At 48.6% G+C, this 17,243-nt stretch carries 18 protein-coding genes; 15 read left to right on the top strand and 3 right to left on the bottom strand.

The window, feature by feature from the left end; all coding sequences use genetic code 11:
• Positions 1-389 precede the first annotated feature (389 nt).
• The 4 genes from COV06_00495 (at position 390) to COV06_00510 (ending at position 3,195) form a co-directional block, all read left to right on the top strand.
• Positions 390-605 (top strand): hypothetical protein, encoded by a 216-nt coding sequence (locus tag COV06_00495; GenBank protein PIR48096.1) that lies wholly within the window; start codon positions 390-392, stop codon positions 603-605.
• Positions 606-682: 77 nt separating this feature from the next.
• Positions 683-1,033: a hypothetical protein gene (locus COV06_00500; GenBank protein ID PIR47867.1), complete on the top strand. Its 351-nt coding sequence runs from the start codon at positions 683-685 to the stop codon at positions 1,031-1,033.
• Between the two features lie 119 nt (positions 1,034-1,152).
• On the top strand, positions 1,153-2,562 hold the full coding sequence (locus COV06_00505; GenBank protein PIR47868.1) for a peptidase M20: 1,410 nt from the start codon (positions 1,153-1,155) through the stop codon (positions 2,560-2,562).
• A 306-nt stretch (positions 2,563-2,868) separates the two neighbouring features.
• Positions 2,869-3,195 (top strand): hypothetical protein, encoded by a 327-nt coding sequence (locus tag COV06_00510; protein ID PIR47869.1) that lies wholly within the window; start codon positions 2,869-2,871, stop codon positions 3,193-3,195.
• A 177-nt stretch (positions 3,196-3,372) separates the two neighbouring features.
• Here the strand turns inward: COV06_00510 and COV06_00515 are convergent, their stop codons facing one another.
• Positions 3,373-4,284 (bottom strand): Fmu (Sun) domain-containing protein, encoded by a 912-nt coding sequence (locus COV06_00515; protein ID PIR47870.1) that lies wholly within the window; start codon positions 4,282-4,284, stop codon positions 3,373-3,375.
• A gap of 83 nt (positions 4,285-4,367) precedes the next feature.
• On the opposite strand from COV06_00515, the gene COV06_00520 reads away from it, so the two are divergent.
• From COV06_00520 to COV06_00540, 5 genes are all read left to right on the top strand, one after another.
• Positions 4,368-5,507, top strand: a complete 1,140-nt coding sequence (locus COV06_00520) for a hypothetical protein (GenBank protein PIR47871.1) — start codon at positions 4,368-4,370, stop codon at positions 5,505-5,507.
• Positions 5,508-5,512: 5 nt separating this feature from the next.
• A complete protein-coding gene (locus COV06_00525; protein ID PIR47872.1) occupies positions 5,513-7,639 on the top strand; it encodes a hypothetical protein in 2,127 nt (708 codons plus the stop codon).
• An 8-nt stretch (positions 7,640-7,647) separates the two neighbouring features.
• Positions 7,648-7,995 carry a sulfurtransferase gene (locus tag COV06_00530; protein ID PIR47873.1) on the top strand — a complete coding sequence of 116 codons (348 nt, stop codon included), beginning with the start codon at positions 7,648-7,650 and terminating at the stop codon, positions 7,993-7,995.
• Between the two features lie 108 nt (positions 7,996-8,103).
• Positions 8,104-9,897, top strand: coding sequence for a hypothetical protein (locus COV06_00535; protein PIR47874.1), 1,794 nt, complete (start codon positions 8,104-8,106; stop codon positions 9,895-9,897).
• A 1-nt stretch (position 9,898) separates the two neighbouring features.
• The gene (locus COV06_00540) at positions 9,899-10,498 is read left to right on the top strand and encodes a septum formation inhibitor Maf (GenBank protein PIR47875.1); all 600 of its coding nucleotides are present in this window, start codon (positions 9,899-9,901) and stop codon (positions 10,496-10,498) included.
• Between the two features lie 55 nt (positions 10,499-10,553).
• Here COV06_00540 and COV06_00545 read toward each other — a convergent pair whose 3' ends face one another.
• Positions 10,554-10,961, bottom strand: coding sequence for a hypothetical protein (locus COV06_00545; protein ID PIR47876.1), 408 nt, complete (start codon positions 10,959-10,961; stop codon positions 10,554-10,556).
• Positions 10,962-10,970: 9 nt separating this feature from the next.
• Positions 10,971-12,434, bottom strand: coding sequence for a hypothetical protein (locus COV06_00550; protein PIR47877.1), 1,464 nt, complete (start codon positions 12,432-12,434; stop codon positions 10,971-10,973).
• 170 nt (positions 12,435-12,604) lie between these two features.
• Between COV06_00550 and COV06_00555 the strand changes: the two genes are divergently transcribed.
• From COV06_00555 to COV06_00580, 6 genes are all read left to right on the top strand, one after another.
• Positions 12,605-12,820 carry a hypothetical protein gene (locus tag COV06_00555; protein PIR47878.1) on the top strand — a complete coding sequence of 72 codons (216 nt, stop codon included), beginning with the start codon at positions 12,605-12,607 and terminating at the stop codon, positions 12,818-12,820.
• Positions 12,821-12,958: 138 nt separating this feature from the next.
• A complete protein-coding gene (locus COV06_00560; GenBank protein ID PIR47879.1) occupies positions 12,959-13,381 on the top strand; it encodes a hypothetical protein in 423 nt (140 codons plus the stop codon).
• 89 nt (positions 13,382-13,470) lie between these two features.
• The gene (locus COV06_00565; GenBank protein ID PIR47880.1) at positions 13,471-14,964 is read left to right on the top strand and encodes a hypothetical protein; all 1,494 of its coding nucleotides are present in this window, start codon (positions 13,471-13,473) and stop codon (positions 14,962-14,964) included.
• Between the two features lie 161 nt (positions 14,965-15,125).
• Complete coding sequence (locus COV06_00570; protein ID PIR47881.1) at positions 15,126-15,512, top strand: cupin; 387 nt, start codon at positions 15,126-15,128, stop codon at positions 15,510-15,512.
• 109 nt (positions 15,513-15,621) lie between these two features.
• A complete protein-coding gene (locus tag COV06_00575; protein ID PIR47882.1) occupies positions 15,622-16,452 on the top strand; it encodes a hypothetical protein in 831 nt (276 codons plus the stop codon).
• 3 nt (positions 16,453-16,455) lie between these two features.
• A complete protein-coding gene (locus COV06_00580) occupies positions 16,456-17,223 on the top strand; it encodes a hypothetical protein (protein PIR47883.1) in 768 nt (255 codons plus the stop codon).
• The last annotated feature ends 20 nt before the right edge of the window (positions 17,224-17,243 follow it).

Genomic DNA, 17,243 nt, shown 5'->3' on the forward strand with positions numbered 1-17,243 from the left:
CAATGTTGACGTATGCTCGGTCAGGAGTGTCTGCAGAATATCAGGGGTATTTAGACGAGTTTACTATTATTGTAGAGGAAGCTATTCTAGATCAAGATTCGGGATACTTGGTAGATATTATGTCTCCTGCGTTAGCAGATGACATCGGTACGCAATTGCAAAAGCAATTGGAGGATATTGAAATACTCGAATTTCAAATCTACGATGCAGAATATTCTCAAATCGACGCGATGCACTACCGAATTGACACGCGCTATTCAATCAAAGCGCATAGTGGGGAGCGAACTTGGTCAACAAGTGGATTGAGTCTGTACATGATTATCGAAGATACTCCAGAATATCTTTACATCGCAGATACAAATCTGTTGAACGTGTTTGACGGATTAAGTATGGGTGATTTTTCTGGAGCTGTCGTCGGTGTCTTTTTTGCCATAGTCGCCGTTGGTTTGCTGTTTATGGCGTTCTGGATTTGGATGTTGGTGGATGTTCTTAAGCGCGATATTCCAGACAAAACACTTTGGGTAGTATTGATCGTGTTTACCAACTGGATTGGGGCATTTATCTACTTCTTTGTTGTTCGCAAAAAGTATTCAATGAAGAAGTAAATGACAGTGAATTTGACAGATAAAATAGAACCTGTGTAGACTAGAACTATTATGAATACGAGCTCGTACATGCCGACATGCCTCCGACACCACTTTACGTGGTCGGTTTTGGTATTTTGGCATCGGTAGCTCCTACAAGAACATTTACGTGTTTTTTTACGAGACCACTGATGACCAGTGGTCTCGTTTGTTGCGCAATGCAACAGAAAGGATCGGCTATGACCACCGAGAACGGTCAGAACAAGATGCCGGATCAAGGACAGATCCCGGCCCCTGGCAACAACCCCACGCGCAGTGATGAGACCTGGAGCGGTCCCGATGGCGAGCGCTACGGCAACAATCCAGATGGATTCAGCCGTGGCAACGAAGGCGGGCACTCCTGGCCGAGCTGGGACGTGGGAGGGGGAGGAAGCGGTTTCTTCCTCTAGCCTGGGAACATAAAAAGCGCCAAGGCGCGCTCTGTGATGCCACCCGATGCGACTGGGTGGACTCCCTGCATTGGGTGGCATCACATTCATATCACCATTTATTCACGTATTTTGCAAGTATGAATGTCAAAGAAACTCACGCGTTCATTGAACAATTTTGGGATGAGCGCGTAGAACAAACGCTCAAGGACTACATCCGCATTCCCAATGTCTCGCCGGCATACGCACCCGATTGGGAACAGGACGGACACATGTTGCGTGCGGCTCGGTTGATCAAAATATGGGTACAAGATCAGTCGCTACAAAATACGTCGATTGAGTTGCTTACGCCAAAGGGGCGAACACCGCTTCTAATCGTAGATATTCAAGGAAGTGCACCTGGAAACATTTTGCTCTACGGGCACATGGACAAGCAACCGCCGCTTTCTGGATGGAGAGAGGGGTTGTCGGCGTTTAATCCCGTGATTGAGGGTGATCGACTCTACGGGCGAGGTGCAGCCGATGATGGGTATGCGGTGTTTGCCGCAGTGGGCGCCATAAAGGCTCTTCAGGCGCAAGGAGTCGCTCACCCACGCTGTCTGTTGCTTATCGAAGGATCGGAAGAAAGCGGAAGTATTGATCTCTCTACCTATATCCAAGAACTCACCGACCGGATCAAAACACCAGATTTGGTTGTGTGTCTCGACTCGGGCTGTGGCACGTACGATCAGCTATGGCTGACAACGTCTTTGCGGGGATGCATTATGGGGACACTGCGTGTAGATATTCTAACTGAGGGCGCACACTCGGGGTCTGCCAGCGGCGTAGTGCCGTCAAGCTTCCGTATTGCGCGGTCACTATTGTCGCGTATTGAGAACGAGGTAACGGGGGAGGTGACATTGCCAGCGTTGTTTCAAATACTGACCGATGATGAAGAACGATCTCTTGCGCAAACGGCAACACTCTTGGGGGAAGCAATTGGAGCAGACTTTGCATTTGTCGATGGTGCCCGATGTATGTCGGATGATCCGCGTGTCTGTATAGGTAATAGAACACTAAAACCGACGTTATCGGTTACGGGTGCCGAGGGACTTCCGGCGTTGCAAGATGCAGGAAACGTGCTTCGTCCCTACACCGCACTTAAGCTGTCAGTTCGTTTGCCGCCGAAGATCGATGCAATAATGGCAGGACAGTTGCTTAAGGAAACACTTGAGGCAGATTCGCCCTACGGAGCACATGTGCAGTTTGATATGGAAGAACCGATGGATGGTTGGGCTGCGCCGCCCGTTGCCTCTTGGCTGCAAACGGCGCTTGAGCTTGCGTGTGAGGAATCCTTTGGTACAGATCTGTGTTCTATGGGGGAAGGGGGATCGATCCCATTTATGGCGATGCTGGGCGCACGTTACCCAGAGGTGCAGTTTGTGATTACGGGTGTGTTGGGACCGGAATCAAACGCGCATGGACCGAATGAATTTTTGCACATCCCAACCTTTAAACGTGTTACCGCGTGTATCGCGCGGATTGTCGCCGAGACGGCGAAGAAAGGGTGATCGTGACGAATACTCCTCATTTGTCTGTTGAATCTTGGCTCAGGGAATTGGCACCTGACCTGCGTGAGGTCACAAGGCCGCTGTCGATGGCGGATCAGCTCGCGGATCAGGAACGGTGGCATTTGGCAGAGCATGCACCGGGATACCTGGCGCAGCTAGCCGCAACGCCGGCACTCAAGGACCCACAAACGACGTAATACGACGTGTTTCGCGTACTTCGGGTCGTCCTTCTGGACGGCCCGACTATCAGTTTTTGTGTGCAGGGATCACGAGATCTTGCTATGATTAATGTATAAGCAAAGATCTATGCAACAAACCTACAAAGAATACGCAACAGACAACCCCCACGGATACTGGTTTAAAGCACGCCCGTTTGGATGGGGCTGGGTGCCGGTTAAACGCGAAGGGTGGATGGTGGTTGGTTTGATGATGATCGCATTGCTCATTAATGGTCTGTGGCTGAACGGACTCGGCGAACCAACGCTAAAACAGGCAATTCAATTTGTTCTGCAGACCACTGGGATTGTGATCGTGCTTCTTGTGATTTGTTTTAAAACGGGCGAGCGACTTCGGTGGCAATGGGGACTGTCGACAAGAGAATCAGATGCCACAAAAACAACGGAGAGACACTAGGCATTTATTGAGGGCGTGCTATTATTGAGGCACAATTAATTTTACTTCTATGGCTAAAGGTCTCAACTCTCGCAAGAACATCAAAAAACCCAAAAAGGACAAAAAGAAATAACGGTTAAAAACAGACCAGCGCAGGCTGGTCTGTTTTTATAGAGATTGTAAGCGCTCAATAAATGGTTACCCGAAAACAGATTCAGAATTCACACAAGCAACAAAGAGTCCCTCGTGTTCTACAGACGGTAGGAGATAGAATCCCTCGCTAACAGGGTGGCTTGGAAGGGGGGATTGAATCGGCACGAGAGATAGGTGTGGAAATGTTTTGAGGAGCCAGCGAATAATTCCTTCATTCTCCTGTGGTGCAAGCGTACATGTGGAATAGACGAGCCGACCACCCGGTTTGAGGCAGGGGACAGCTGCGCGGAGCAAGTCCTTTTGCATCGCGACGTGCTTCTCAATATTGCGCTCGGACCAGTAGGCGTAGCTGCGTTCGAGGGATAAATTCATGCGACCCTCGGCGGTGCAGGGGACATCTGCCAAGATGGCATCAAACGTGTTATGAAGGGAACGACAAAGTTGAATAGCATTGCCTTTGCGTGCATCGACAAACGGAAGGCCTTGCTTGGCGAGGGTAAAAAGCAATTTATCAAATCGGACGGTATTTTGTTCCATGGCAATAAGCTGACCTTGCTGCTGCATGTCTGCAGCGATTTGACTCGTTTTGCTGCCAGGTGCGGCGCAAAGATCAAGTACAGATTCGCCGGGCTGCGTGTTGAGAATCAGTGGCGGCACCATGGAAGACAATCCTTGCACATAAATACGACCGTCTTGGCAGATGGGAAGGCTCAAAACACCTTTGTCGCCTATCCCTTCCACGCAAAATGCATGTGGGATTGATTCAACTCGTGTGAATGAAATCTGATGCTCCGTTAAAAATGTCTCTATCTCTGCATCTGTCGCCTTGCTAATATTGGTTCTAAACGTAGTGAGTCGCTTTGTGCGAAATCCCTCGAGGATTGTCTCGACGTTGCGTGCGCCAAACTGGTTGGTGAGTCGATCGAGAAACGGTTTTGGGAGAGGATTGGAGGTCATAGAAGGGGTCAGGAATGCCTGTATCTTATCAGGAAACGAGACGAGAAGAAATAGATTGGTCGTGCAATCGGATATAGTACAACATGTGGATAGACCGCACACCAAACGTGTTTATTTGTTATACTGACTGTACGAGCAACGCGGTGCTTTTTGTAACAACATTTTCTGTTATGAACTCATGGCGCGATAAATGTTATTTTAAGAATGCTATCTGCTTCTTTTGCGTTGTTGGCGCGATAGGGGTACTCGTGTTTGGAATCTGGCTTTTTTTTCAGCCAAGGCAACAGGACGAGGGTTATTATCCCGGCACAGTACATATTGGCGTGAATCCTTTTCCGGGTTATGTTGCTTTGTACGTTGCGGAAAGTCAGGACTTGTTTGAGAAACATGGTGTAGACGTTTCCTTGGAACGCTTTGATAACCCCGCGGAGATAACAGAAGCTTTTGCAAAAAACAAGGATCTAGAAGGGAGAGTTAATTTAACGTACGACGTCGTTAAGGAGAACCATGAAGGGATCTATCAAACGATTGTATTGATCATTGATCAATCAGCAGGGGCGGATGCACTCGTGGCGTCTGAGGATATTCAGTCACCAAAGGAACTTAAGGATAAACGGATTGCCTTAGACGTTGATTCATTTCAGATGTACTTTTTGCACCACTTGCTAAGAGATACATTTCTTTCGCCGTCAGACGTCTCAATAGTGCCTTCTGTTTCACCAGAACAGTCATCGGAACTTCTTAAGAACCGGGAAATAGACGCAGCAATTGTCTATGAGCCGGGGCTTTCTACGATTGTAGAAAACAGGTTCGGATCTGTTCTGGTATCGTCGGCTGAACATCCCTATACGATTATTGACGTTTTGGCATTCCGCAAAGAGTTTATCGAGCAATATCCAAAGACGGTTCAGGCGATTATAAGCGCATACTTTGATGGATATGCCTTTCTTCAAGAACATCCCGTTGAGGCGGAACGCATACTTTCGCGAGAGTTACAGGTTGATCCAAGTGAAGCATCAACTCAATTAGCAAGTGTTTCCATGTACGATCTTCAAGAGAATATTCGTCTTTTGCGTTCAGGTTTTGTCCCGGATTCTATTTATCTCCATCTGTTTGACATTCGTAATTATCTCTTACGATCATTAAAGTACGCCACATTTGTAAATACGGACCTTTTGATTGATCCGTCTTTTTTGCGACAGGAGCTCAAACATCGTGAATAGATACTATGAAGATACGAAACCTCTTAATTAGTGTCTACGCGGTCGTTGCGTTGCTTCCTCTTTTTGGCATTGTGTGGGTGAACTACCGATCAACGGAAACCGCTTACGTAGAGCAGGAGTTTTCTAATTTGACTGCGATCGTAGAAGCAAGGACCTCTGCCATTAAGGAATATATGTATTCGTGGGAGCGGTTGATTACAATCATTCAGGATGACAATCAGATCAAAACAAACTTGCCAGTTCTCGTTAGGCTGGAGAACACAACGAATGATCAAGAGTTTCAGTCAGCCAAACACAACCTTGATCAGCAATTGCGTGCATGGAGGAACACTGTCGAGGAGGTCATGGACGTTCTGCTCGTGTCTCCGGATGGGACGGTTGTGTTTGCAGACGATCATCGTATTACAAACGGCGTTCGTAAAACCCTGTACGATCCCACAAACACGGTTATGCAGAATGCAAAAAATGGAGTCTTTATCAGCAGTCTTTTTATTGGAAAGGATAATGAACCAAAATTTTTTGTTGCTGCACCTATTTATGACGTTGGTGAAGAATTTGTTGGGATTGTGATTTTTGAGGTGAATGCATACAAACTGTACGCCATTATCCAGGATACAACGGGACTCGGGACGACCGGAGAGACTGAGGTTGCTCAACTTGTTGGGAATTCTGTGCTCTTTTTAAATCCATTGCGCTTTAATTCAGATGCGGCGTTTACTGTATCGCTGCCATTTTCGGGAGAGGTTCTCAATAACCCTGCGCAGCGTGCTGTTTTGGGAGACAATGATCAAGGATTTGTCGTCGATTATCGAGGCAGGGACGTGCTGGCTGTCTGGCGCTATATTCCAAGCCTTAATTGGGGCCTTGTGACAAAAATCGATCAAGCGGAAGTGCTTGTTCCTGCACAAGCTCTTGGTAGGTGGATTATTGCAATCGTTTCTATTTTGTCGGGTATTATTTTGTTTTGTGTGTGGATAATGGCAACGTATGTAGATAAACTCGTCCGTTCACGGGAGGAGATAGGCAAAAAAAGCGAGGCAATTTTGCAGGGAATTGGGGATGCTGTGTTTGTGGTGGATCCAAATTTGATTATTCAGCAATTCAATCGTGTGGCGGTTGAGATGACTGGTATATCGGAAAAAGATGCGCTTGGGAAACATTACAAACAAGTCATGCGCTTTATTTCAGAAGAAACTGGAGAGGAAAAAGATGTCTTTATTACGGAAGCGCTTAAGGCGGGAGCCGTGCGAACACGCGCAAATCATACGCTTTTGTTGCGCAATGATGGTGTAAAGATCCCCATCGAGGAAAACGTGGCTCCCCTCGTGAATCATGAGGGAAGTATTTTAGGTGTTGTAGTGATGTTTGAGGATGTTACAAAAGAGCGGGAGATCGATAATATGAAAACAGATTTTATCTCAATTGCCTCACACCAATTGCGTACTCCTCTTACGGGAATTAAGTGGGCTACAGAACTTCTACTAAAGGACCGCGCTTCGTTGTCGGATAAACAACAGGAGTATCTTGACCGTATCCATTCGAGTGAGGAGCACATGGTGGATCTTGTTAAAGGTCTTCTAAATGTGAATCGATTGGAATCGGGTACAATTAGCATCCAACCAGTATCTGTGGATCTTGGTGAGTTGGTGAGATCGCTTGGGAAGGATGTGAGTCTTGTTGCGGAAAAAGAAGGTGTTTATTTTGAGACACGAGTCCCAACGGAGCCTATAGTTACGGGGATTGATAAGGATATCTTTGGTATCATTGTTCAGAACCTTGTTTCTAACGCCATGAAATATTCAAATACTGGAGGAGAGATTACACTTTCCTTGTCGTCGCATGATCAAAGGATTGCACTTTCTGTTACGGATACCGGTATTGGGATCCCCGTGCGTCAACAGTCTCAACTCTTTCAAAAGTTTTTCCGTGCAGATAATGCAATCTTGTCGCCAGCCGAGGGAACGGGTCTTGGGCTGTATGTTACAAAAACAATGGTGGAGCAGGCGGGAGGAACGCTGACGTTTGTTTCGGCAGAAGGTAAGGGATCCACGTTTACGGTGGAATTTCCTCTCTCGGGCATGGCGCCGCACAAGGGAACAAAGAAGCCGGAAACAGTTATCTTGATTTCTTAATAAAATGTATGACTGGACAAACAGGAAAAACAATCGCTGAGGAGGCTTTGCAGGAAACGCCAAGTATTTCTTGTGATGAATACAAAACGTTACTTGCAGATGATACTGAGCACGTCTTACTGGACGTTCGGGAGGAGGATGAATGGAATGCTGGTCATATTGAGAATGCTATGCATATTCCTCGTGGGTTTTTGGAGTTTAAGGTCGAAGAAGCGGTTCCAGACAAGGGGACACGCATTATTGTTTACTGTGCACGTGGCGGCCGCGCAGCTCTTGCGGGTCAAACGTTGCTGGAACTTGGATATACGCATGTTCAATATTTAGATGGCGGATACATGGGCTATTGTCAGTCGTGATGTTTTGTATGGGGCTCGGGAGAAATAACCTAACTTACAGTGGTTGTTTACAGTGTGAAGGCTGTTTCTCTCCCAAATTTGTGTTTTTTGTGGTAGATTCTGGCCACTATGGGAAAGCCGCTGTTGGAAGTGCAAGGGATTCGTAAAGCCTATGGCAAACAAACCGTTTTAAACGACGTGTCTTTTTTGTTGTCAGAAGGTCAGAAGATTGCATTGATTGGCAGGAACGGCGCAGGAAAATCAACACTTGTTAAAATTCTCACGGGCGACATTGAACCAGATGCCGGGAGTGTAACGATGTTTGATCGCACACATGTGGGTGTGGTGCATCAGCAAGAGGTGTTGCCAGATCATGTTTCGACGCAGGGATACTTGGAAACCGTGAGTGGGAAACCTTCGTGGGAGGTCAAAAAACGAGGAAGTCGATTTGGATTGCACGAGGCGCAGTTAAGCAAGTCGCCTGCGGCGTTGTCGGGCGGGTATCAGATGCGCGTTAAATTAGTAGCAATGTTTTTGCAGGAGCCAACGTTGTTGTTTTTGGATGAGCCAGTCAACTATTTGGATTTGCAAACGCTGTTGTTGTTGGAAAACGTGTTGGCTGATTACAGGGGCAGTTTTTTGCTGATTGCCCACGATCGCACGTTTTTGCAAAACACCTGTGACGCGGTGTATGAGATTGAACGCGGAAACCTCACCACGTATAACGGAGACGTACAGTCCTACCTTGCGTGGAAAGCGGAGCAATTAGAATTTATAAAACGCACAAACAAGAAGTTGTCGCGTGAGATCGTGCATCATCAAACGTTTGTGGATCGGTTTGGCGCCAAGGCGAGTTTGGCAACACGCGCACAAAATAAGATGAAGCATATCCAAAAATTGCGCTCACAGATTCAAAAAATCGATGCAGACCTGGCAACGACACGTATTAAAATCGCGTCGCCTCTCGTGCATCCAGGGTTGGCGTTACGCGTCCGTGATTTGGAGATTGGGTATCCGGGTCATTCGGTGGCCGCAGGCATTGGATTTGATATTCTGCGCGGTGAGAAAGTGGTGATTACGGGTGAGAATGGTCGCGGAAAATCAACGCTCCTAAAAACGCTCGTCGGAAATCTGGAGGCCATGAGCGGAGAGTATAAATGGTGGAAGCATGCCAATATTGGGTATTACGATCAGCTCACGAGTGCGTCGCTGTCGGATAAGGACACGGTGTTGTCGCATCTTATGGGCTGCGCGCCGGGAAATACGTCGAGTGAGCAGATTTTAATGATGGCGGGAAACTTTTTATTTCAAGGCGACGCATTAGATAAGCGTGTGCAGGTGTTGTCTGGAGGTGAGCGTGCGCGATTGGCATTGGCAGGTGTGTTGTTGCAAGAGCACACGGTGCTTGTTTTGGATGAACCTACAAACCACTTGGACGTGGAAACGGAAGAGGGGTTGGCGCTTGCGCTTAAGGCCTATAAGGGAACCGTCTTATTCGTGTCACATGCACGAACGTTTGTAAGCGCGCTGGCGGACAGGATTTTGGAGGTGCGCCACGGGTCGGTTCGCGAGTATATTGGGCCGTACGAGGAATACGTGCAGGATGTGGCAGAGCTTATGGAGGCAGAGTCTCAGTTGGAATCCGAGGCGACATTGGAGGACCCACTTGTTGAGCAAGACCGTGTTACGAGACGCCAACAGTACGAGCGCGCGCGGGAATTGCAGCGCTCCATTAAGCGACTCGAGGGCCAGATGGCCGTTTTAGAATCCGAGAAAAGTGCTATCCTTAAGTTCTTTTTTAACAATCCTACAGACTACGCACCAGCTAAATCGCAACGACTTGAGGAGATAAAATCAGAATTGGAACGCATGGAAAAATCATGGATGCGTTACCAAATACAATTAGAATCCGTACGACAGTAATATGAAAAAACAACAGATAATTTTAGCCTCCACATCTGCACGTCGGCGTGAATTGATGGAGCTGCTGCGACTCCCGTTTGAGGTGGTTGCGAGTGACTACGAAGAAGACATGGCATTAGACATGGCACCGGAGGCTCTGGTGCAGCACCTCGCGCTCGGGAAAGCACGGGCAGTTGTGGACACGGTGGGAGAGGGTCTCGTGATTGGAGGAGATACAATCATTGTTCTCGAATCGATGGTGATGGGGAAACCTCATACGCCAGAACGCGCACGAGAAATGTTGCGATTGTTGCGTGGTAAAACACACCAAGTCATGACGGGGCTGGCCGTGATTGATGCAGTCACGAATGAGACACGGCAAGCGGTCTCAATTACAGACGTGACGTTTACTGCCTATACCGATAAAGAAATTGATGATTATGTTGCAACCGGAGAGCCGCTAGATCGTGCCGGAGCATATGCAATACAGGGGTATGCCTCACTGTTTTTAGAGGAGATGCGAGGCGATTATTTTGGTGTGCTCGGACTCTCGGTTGTGGATCTGGCACGTGTGCTCAAAGAATTCGATGTGGATGTTTGGGAGGGGATCGCAGTAAATTAAAACGAGATCGCAAACCAAAAACCAGACGTTTATCGCCTGGTTTTTTTGTGAATCTTTATTGCTCCATGTTGGCAATCGCCCCCAAGAGCTGATCCATCTTGTCGTTCAGCGCCTTGAGTTGCTTTACCACCTCTCCGTTGTCGTTGGATGGGGCTGCGCTGCGGAAGCTCGGCTTCTCGTAGCGGTCTGATCGGTCAGAACGCTCAGGTCGATCATAACGATCGGACTTCTCAAAATTTGGTCGTCCACCGTCGTCCTTGCGGAAACAATCGCTGCACAATACAGGCTTCTTACCGTTTGGTTTAAATGGAACCTCACAGTTGGCGCGACATTCGACACAGGTTGCCCGGTGCATGTCTGGTCGTCCTCCACCGGATTGTCCATCACGCTTCCAATCGCCTCCGCCGTTGCCGCCGCGTCCTTTGTATCCACCGCCACTGCTTTTTCGCGTATTATTAAACATAGTCTGTAATTAGGAATCTGGGGTAAGTGTTGCTAAATCTAGGGTATCGGTAATTTGCACCTGTTTCACAAAGTCGTCTGCGTGACTGACCATGATCAAACATCCTTCATAGTCGTTTAACGCCTTGGCGATAATGGGCAAATGACGGAAGTTGATGTGGTTGGTAGGCTCATCAAAAATAAGGAGTCCCGGTTGCTGCAGCACAAACCGTGCAAAACAGAGTAAGCCTTTTTGACCTTCTGACAACGCGGCTACAGGTGTTGCCAATGTTTCGCCGTCGAGCAAAAAGCGTGCTCCTGTGCGACGTATTTCTTCATTGTCTTGCTCATCCATCATACTGGCAAGGGACGCATAGGCCGTCTCTTCCATGTTGAGCCCGGAGAAATCTTGCCGGTAATAGCCGACTTTGACGCCTTCGGTGATGATGGCGTCTGGGTTGGTACCCTCTGCCAAGCTGCGTAACAGTGTGCTTTTGCCGATCCCATTGGGTCCGGTAATGAGCAAATGATTCTTGCGACGCAGTGAGAGGTTAACCTTGGCGTGCTTAGCCTCATGATCGCGAATCACTTTAACGCCCGTGATGCGTACCACGACCTCGGACGTATGCTGTGCAGGAATAGTAAACGGTGGGATGGTGCGATCGTCGCGTTTGACGTCCACCATGTTGTCTTCCGCGTCGGCGACCTCGTCTCGTAATTTACTCGCAAGCTTTCGCATTTTTCCTCCCTTGTTGGCAAAGAAGTTGACTTTGTCCTTGCGATCCTGAATTGTCTTGAGTAACTGGGCATTCTTGGCACGGTCTCGCTCCACGCGCGCGGCAATCTCTTCTACCACGTCCGTGTAGTTTCCATCGTACTTTTCTACCTTGCCGGTGTACACGTCCAAGTGCAGCACACCTTCTGTAAAACTGTTTAAAAAGTCGGCGTCATGGGAGATTACGAGAACCGTCTTTGGGTACATGATCAAAAACGCCGTGAGGTAATTGATTCCGTCTTGATCCAGGTTGTTGGTCGGCTCGTCTAGGAGCAAAATGTCCGGCTCCTGAATCAATGCGTAGGCAAGAAGTAAACGCGCCTGTTGACCACCTGAGAACGTGCCAATGGCTTGATCGAGCGGCGCCGAGAGGTTGACGGTGCTCAGGACATCGGCAATACGCTTATCCAAGTTATAGGGAACCTCCTCAAAGGCGCGCGCAAAGTATTCACGCACCGTGTCGGTGAGGAGATCTCGCGCCATGACCTGCTTGGCAGTGGCGATTGTGGCACCAGAGGCTAAGTGAATTTGACCACGGTCGGGCGCCAGCTCACCGGTAATGAGTTTAAACAGGGTGCTTTTGCCAGCTCCGTTTTGACCCATGAGGGTTAATTTGGCGTCTTCTCGGACAGAAAAACTCGCCTCGTCTAAGATGAGGTTTTCTGAGCGGTAGCCAAAGGTGACTTCCTCGAATCGAACAACTACGTTTCCTTGTGCCATAGTGAAGCTGTGTATACCATGAATCTATTATTTTGGCTAGTCTTTGGGGGTGGATGGAGTTCGTTCCTCTCGTTCTGCCCATCTGTTGCCGCATAATACAGGATCCATAGCGGATTTTGTGTTGATAAGTGATTTGTCTGGTAAAATGAGGGTATTCATTTAATCCGCTTATGTCAGAACAAAATCCAGAGTTTGCCTATCAAAAAGAAGGTGTGTTGGGATTGATTGATCACTACCCAGCTGACACAAAAATTCATGTTTCTATCCCAGGCCATGGGGAACGGGATATGACCATGGGGGAGCTGGCGCGCCAAATAGAGACGTTGCAGGAGAGCGACGTGGGGCGGAATGCGATTCGAAAGATTGACGTGAGAATCCTTGAATAGGCGCATTTGCTCATAAATCGCTCGTTTTCACCCTGTTTGTGGACAGCACGGGGTTGACAAACGAGCGGTTTTTTGATATATGTGAAGGCGTCATTTGGTTGGCCAGGGAGCATAAAGCGACCTGTGTGGAGGCGAAAAATGCGGCAGTTGCGTCTGCTGAAGTGTACGACCAAGTATGAGGAAACCCCGTGGAGGAGGAACACGGAGGGCCTGAAAAAGGTCCTCTTGCCGCCGAAAGTGGTCTGGGACGGGGAGGTCGACGAGACCGAACCGAGCCCTGACGGGCGCTGGTTCTACGAGTTGCTGCTGGATCTTCCCAGCAACAACCAGGAGGCCGAGGGCCGTCGTCGTACCGGCTCGCCGGTTGATGGCGACGAGGACTACTCGTATGTCCTGCAGGAGGAGAAGATCGGCGGCGCGTGGGCCTACGCGGCTCACGTCGTCCCGTGGGCGCCGCCTGAGGAGGAGGCGACGGCGGACGACGACGGGGATCTGACCGACCCCGAGGCCGTCCGGAACGCTCAGGCGTTCCAGGACGCGATGGAGATCGCCCAGGCCTGAACAACGTGACCGCTCTGAAGACCGCCTCCTGGCGCTGCTTCGGGGCGGTCTTCTCATTTAGGGGGAATCTTATTTGCTATACTGCTTCCATGAACATCTCAAAAACCGATTACTTGGAATACACCTTTTGCAAAAAGAACCTCTGGCTCAAAAAGCACAAGCCGGAGTTGTTTGTTGGTGCGGAATTGTCCGAATTTGAAAAAAAGATTATTGAAGAGGGAAATCTGGCGGACCAAGCCGCCCGTAACTTATTCCCCAACGGCGTGCTGATAGAAATCGTAGGGCGATCCGCCGTGAAGCCAACGCAAGCACTTTTGTCCACGCATCCGCCCACAGTGTTCCAAGGAGCCTTTGTCTGGGACGATTTTTTTGTGCAGGCGGATATTTTGGTGTGGAATGCAGTTTTGGACGGCTGGGAATTGTACGAGGTCAAGGCGACTAATGATGTAAAACGAGAAGTACCGCATCACCACGTAAACGACTTGGCGTTTCAGAAGACCGTGATTGAGCGCAGCGGCCTTAAAATCGTTAAAGCAGGCGTAATCCACCTCAATAGTGAATACCGGCAGCAGGGCGAGGTCAACTATCACCAGCTGTTTGTGATCGCCGACCTGACAGACGAGGTACTTGCGGCAGAATTGGAGGTGCAAGAACAAATGATGGATCTTAAATCCTACTTGCAGATGGAGGAAGAAAAGGGGTGCGAATGTTTGTACCGCGGTCACAACGCGCAATGCACCACGTTTCGCTATTCCAACCCGCAGGTACCGGAGTATTCCGTTCATGACATCAATCGTATCGGCGGCAGTAAAAAGATTTTTTACGATTGGATTGATCGAGGTATTTACACGTTGGACGACATCAATAACCCACAGGTGCTCAAAGGGGCCAAGAAGGCGCAATACGATGCCTATACCACCGGACGACCACTTATTAATCATACGGCTATCTCAAAGGCGTTGGGGGCGCTTGTGTTCCCACTGTATTTCTTTGATTACGAAGGCTATTCGAGTGCCATCCCGCGGTTTGACGGGTTTGGCGCGTACGAACAAGTTCCGTTTCAATATTCTCTGCACATCATGCAGGAAGACGGCTCGCTGGAGCACCGTGAATTTTTAATTACCGAGCCCAAAGGCGATTTGACACGCGCGCTTGTAGAGCGGATGCACGAGGATTTTGACACGCAGGGATCGGTTATCTCATGGTATAAATCGTATGAGTCACAACGCAACAATAAACTCGCTGAGTTGCACCCGGACCATGCACCGTTTTTGGAAGGGCTCAACGATCGCATGTTTGATCTTATGGAAATATTTTCCAAAAATTATTACGTGGACGCCAAGTTTAAAGGAAGCGTGAGTATTAAACATGTGTTGCCGGTGTTAGTGCCGGAGCTCACGTACAAGGCGTTGGGGATTCAAAAAGGGGATCAGGCCGTGGAGCGATGGGAAAAGATGATTAACAAGGCAACGCCACAGGAAGAGAAAGAGGCGATTGCGAGAGATTTATTGGAGTACTGCAAGCTCGATACGTTTGCGATGGTGGAGATTTATCGATTTTTGCTGCGCGTGATCGGACGGTAGAGCTTTGCTATTGCTCCGCCGAGGATATGCATCTTCAAACACACGTGTTCTTGGGTTACGACAGGCTGGATGAAGAATGAATTAATTTGGAGTGTTCATATCTTGTCGTGAGGCGTATGATGAAAGTATACAGAGAAACTCAATCAATTAAGCCTTTATGTATGAAAGGATTTGTCACAAACATTGAGGTCGCAACGCTTACGAATACCGACTATCGCCGCGTTTTGTATACTGCAGAGCACAGTCAACTTGTGTTGATGTGTTTGCAGCCGGGTGATGAGATCGGAATGGAGGTACATACTCTTGATCAATTTATTCGCATCGAACAAGGGTCAGCTAAGGCTCTATTAGACGGGGTAGAACACACACTTGCGGCAGACTTTGCTGTTGTTGTCCCAGCCGGTACTAAACACAATATTATCAATACGGGTGATGGTGCATTAAAACTCTACACGGTGTACGCACCGCCTGAGCATAAGGATGCCATGGTGGAGCATACAAAGGCCGAAGAAATAGAAGAACATTTTGACGGAAAAACCACAGAATAACAGACAACCCCGCACCAGAGATGGCGCGGAGCTTGCTATAAGGGCCACAATCGCTGGGCTTTAATCGTTTTAAGGGTGTGCTATACTACCTCCAATCATTATTCTAACTATGAATCGAAAACAGATTGTTTTGAGCCTTTTTGCTCTCGGTATTGGTGTTGTTGGTCTGTCGCCGCTTTTGAATAGAACGGAGCTGGTCCATACGGCAGACGCGGCAGGAGCGTCGGAAAAGCACATACAACAACGCCTCTCAACACGGTTAGAGAAGAAACTTATTCGGCAAACACGTCGGCAAACACGTAAGAAAGTGACCGCTACGGCTCCTCTCGCACCAACGTTCGTATTAGATGGGGTCAACCTTGCAGACATGACACAGCAAGTAGCGACATCTTTTTTTGAGGTGTTTAACGGGTATGGAGTGGTTGAAGTAAACCCAAGTGCACAAAACGTCCATTTGCGACCCATGGCGGCAACGATGGCGGGAGAAACGCACGCGGGGCTCGTACGAACAGGCGAGTGGATGACGGGAGATTATCGCATTGCAACAACGATCAAAACAAGTGCACAGTTGCGGACGGGGTCTGCACCAAATCCTTGGGAGGTTGCTTGGCTCCCATTTGGCTACAACGAGGATGGCACATTTAAATACCTGATTTTTAAACCAAACGGATATGGTGTTGAGCTTGGAGAAGCTCTTGGCAACAACGCACAAAACTTTTTGTGGACGTCGGCCGTTGGTGCACAGAATTTTCCGATTCAAACGGCGTATGATGTTGTGGTAGAGATCCGTGGGTCTGTGATCACGGTATTGGTGAATGGATCAAACGTGTTGACCTATACTCAAAATACACGCGATAGACTCGATACGAATGGATATGTTGGATTCTATTCCGAGGATGCCGATGTGAGTTTTACCAATATCTCTATTACATCGCTGTAGGTTATGTCCGATTATTACCGAATCCCACGCGGAGCGGATTGGAACTACGGAGGCCAAAAATGGCGACTCAGTAGAAGCAAAATAGATTTGTATAAAGAGTGTCCGCGCTGTTTCTGGTTGGATAATAAAAAGGGACTCAAGCGACCGGCGGGGTATCCCTTTAATCTCAACTCGGCGGTGGATCAATTGCTCAAAACAGAATTTGATGTCCATCGTGCCGCGAGCACACAGCATCCCTTGCAAGAAAAGTACGGCCTAGCTATGAAGCCAGCTGTACACACCAAGATGCGGCAATGGAGAGAAAACTTTGAAGGAGTCGACACGGTCCATACAGCAACAGGGCTTACAGTTTGCGGCGCGATCGACGATCTCTGGGTAGATGATGCAGGCACGTACTACGTTGTGGATTATAAGGCGACGGCAAAATCGGAGCCGGTAACGGAGCTTAACGAGCCATGGCAGGATTCCTACAAGCGGCAGATGGAGGTCTACCAATGGCTGCTGCGTCACAATGGGCTTACGGTGAGCGATACAGGATATTTTGTGTATTGCACCGGGAAGCCAGACGAGGCTGCGTTTGATGGAAAGCTCGAGTTTGATGTCCATGTGATTCCGCATACGGGTAAAGCCGATTGGGTGGACGGTGTGTTGGAGGAGATTAAGGTTTGTTTGGAGGGGAGTCTTCCTCGTGAGGGAACGAATTGCGATCACTGCTTGTACAGGCGGGTGTTGCGATCCGAGGAGGAACAAGAGCAGGGGCGATTATTATAAATCATGTTTGGTACATTAGG

The sequence above is a fragment of the Candidatus Uhrbacteria bacterium CG10_big_fil_rev_8_21_14_0_10_50_16 genome, assembly GCA_002774875.1.
Taxonomy (GTDB): domain Bacteria; phylum Patescibacteriota; class Patescibacteriia; order UBA9934; family UBA11717; genus UBA11717.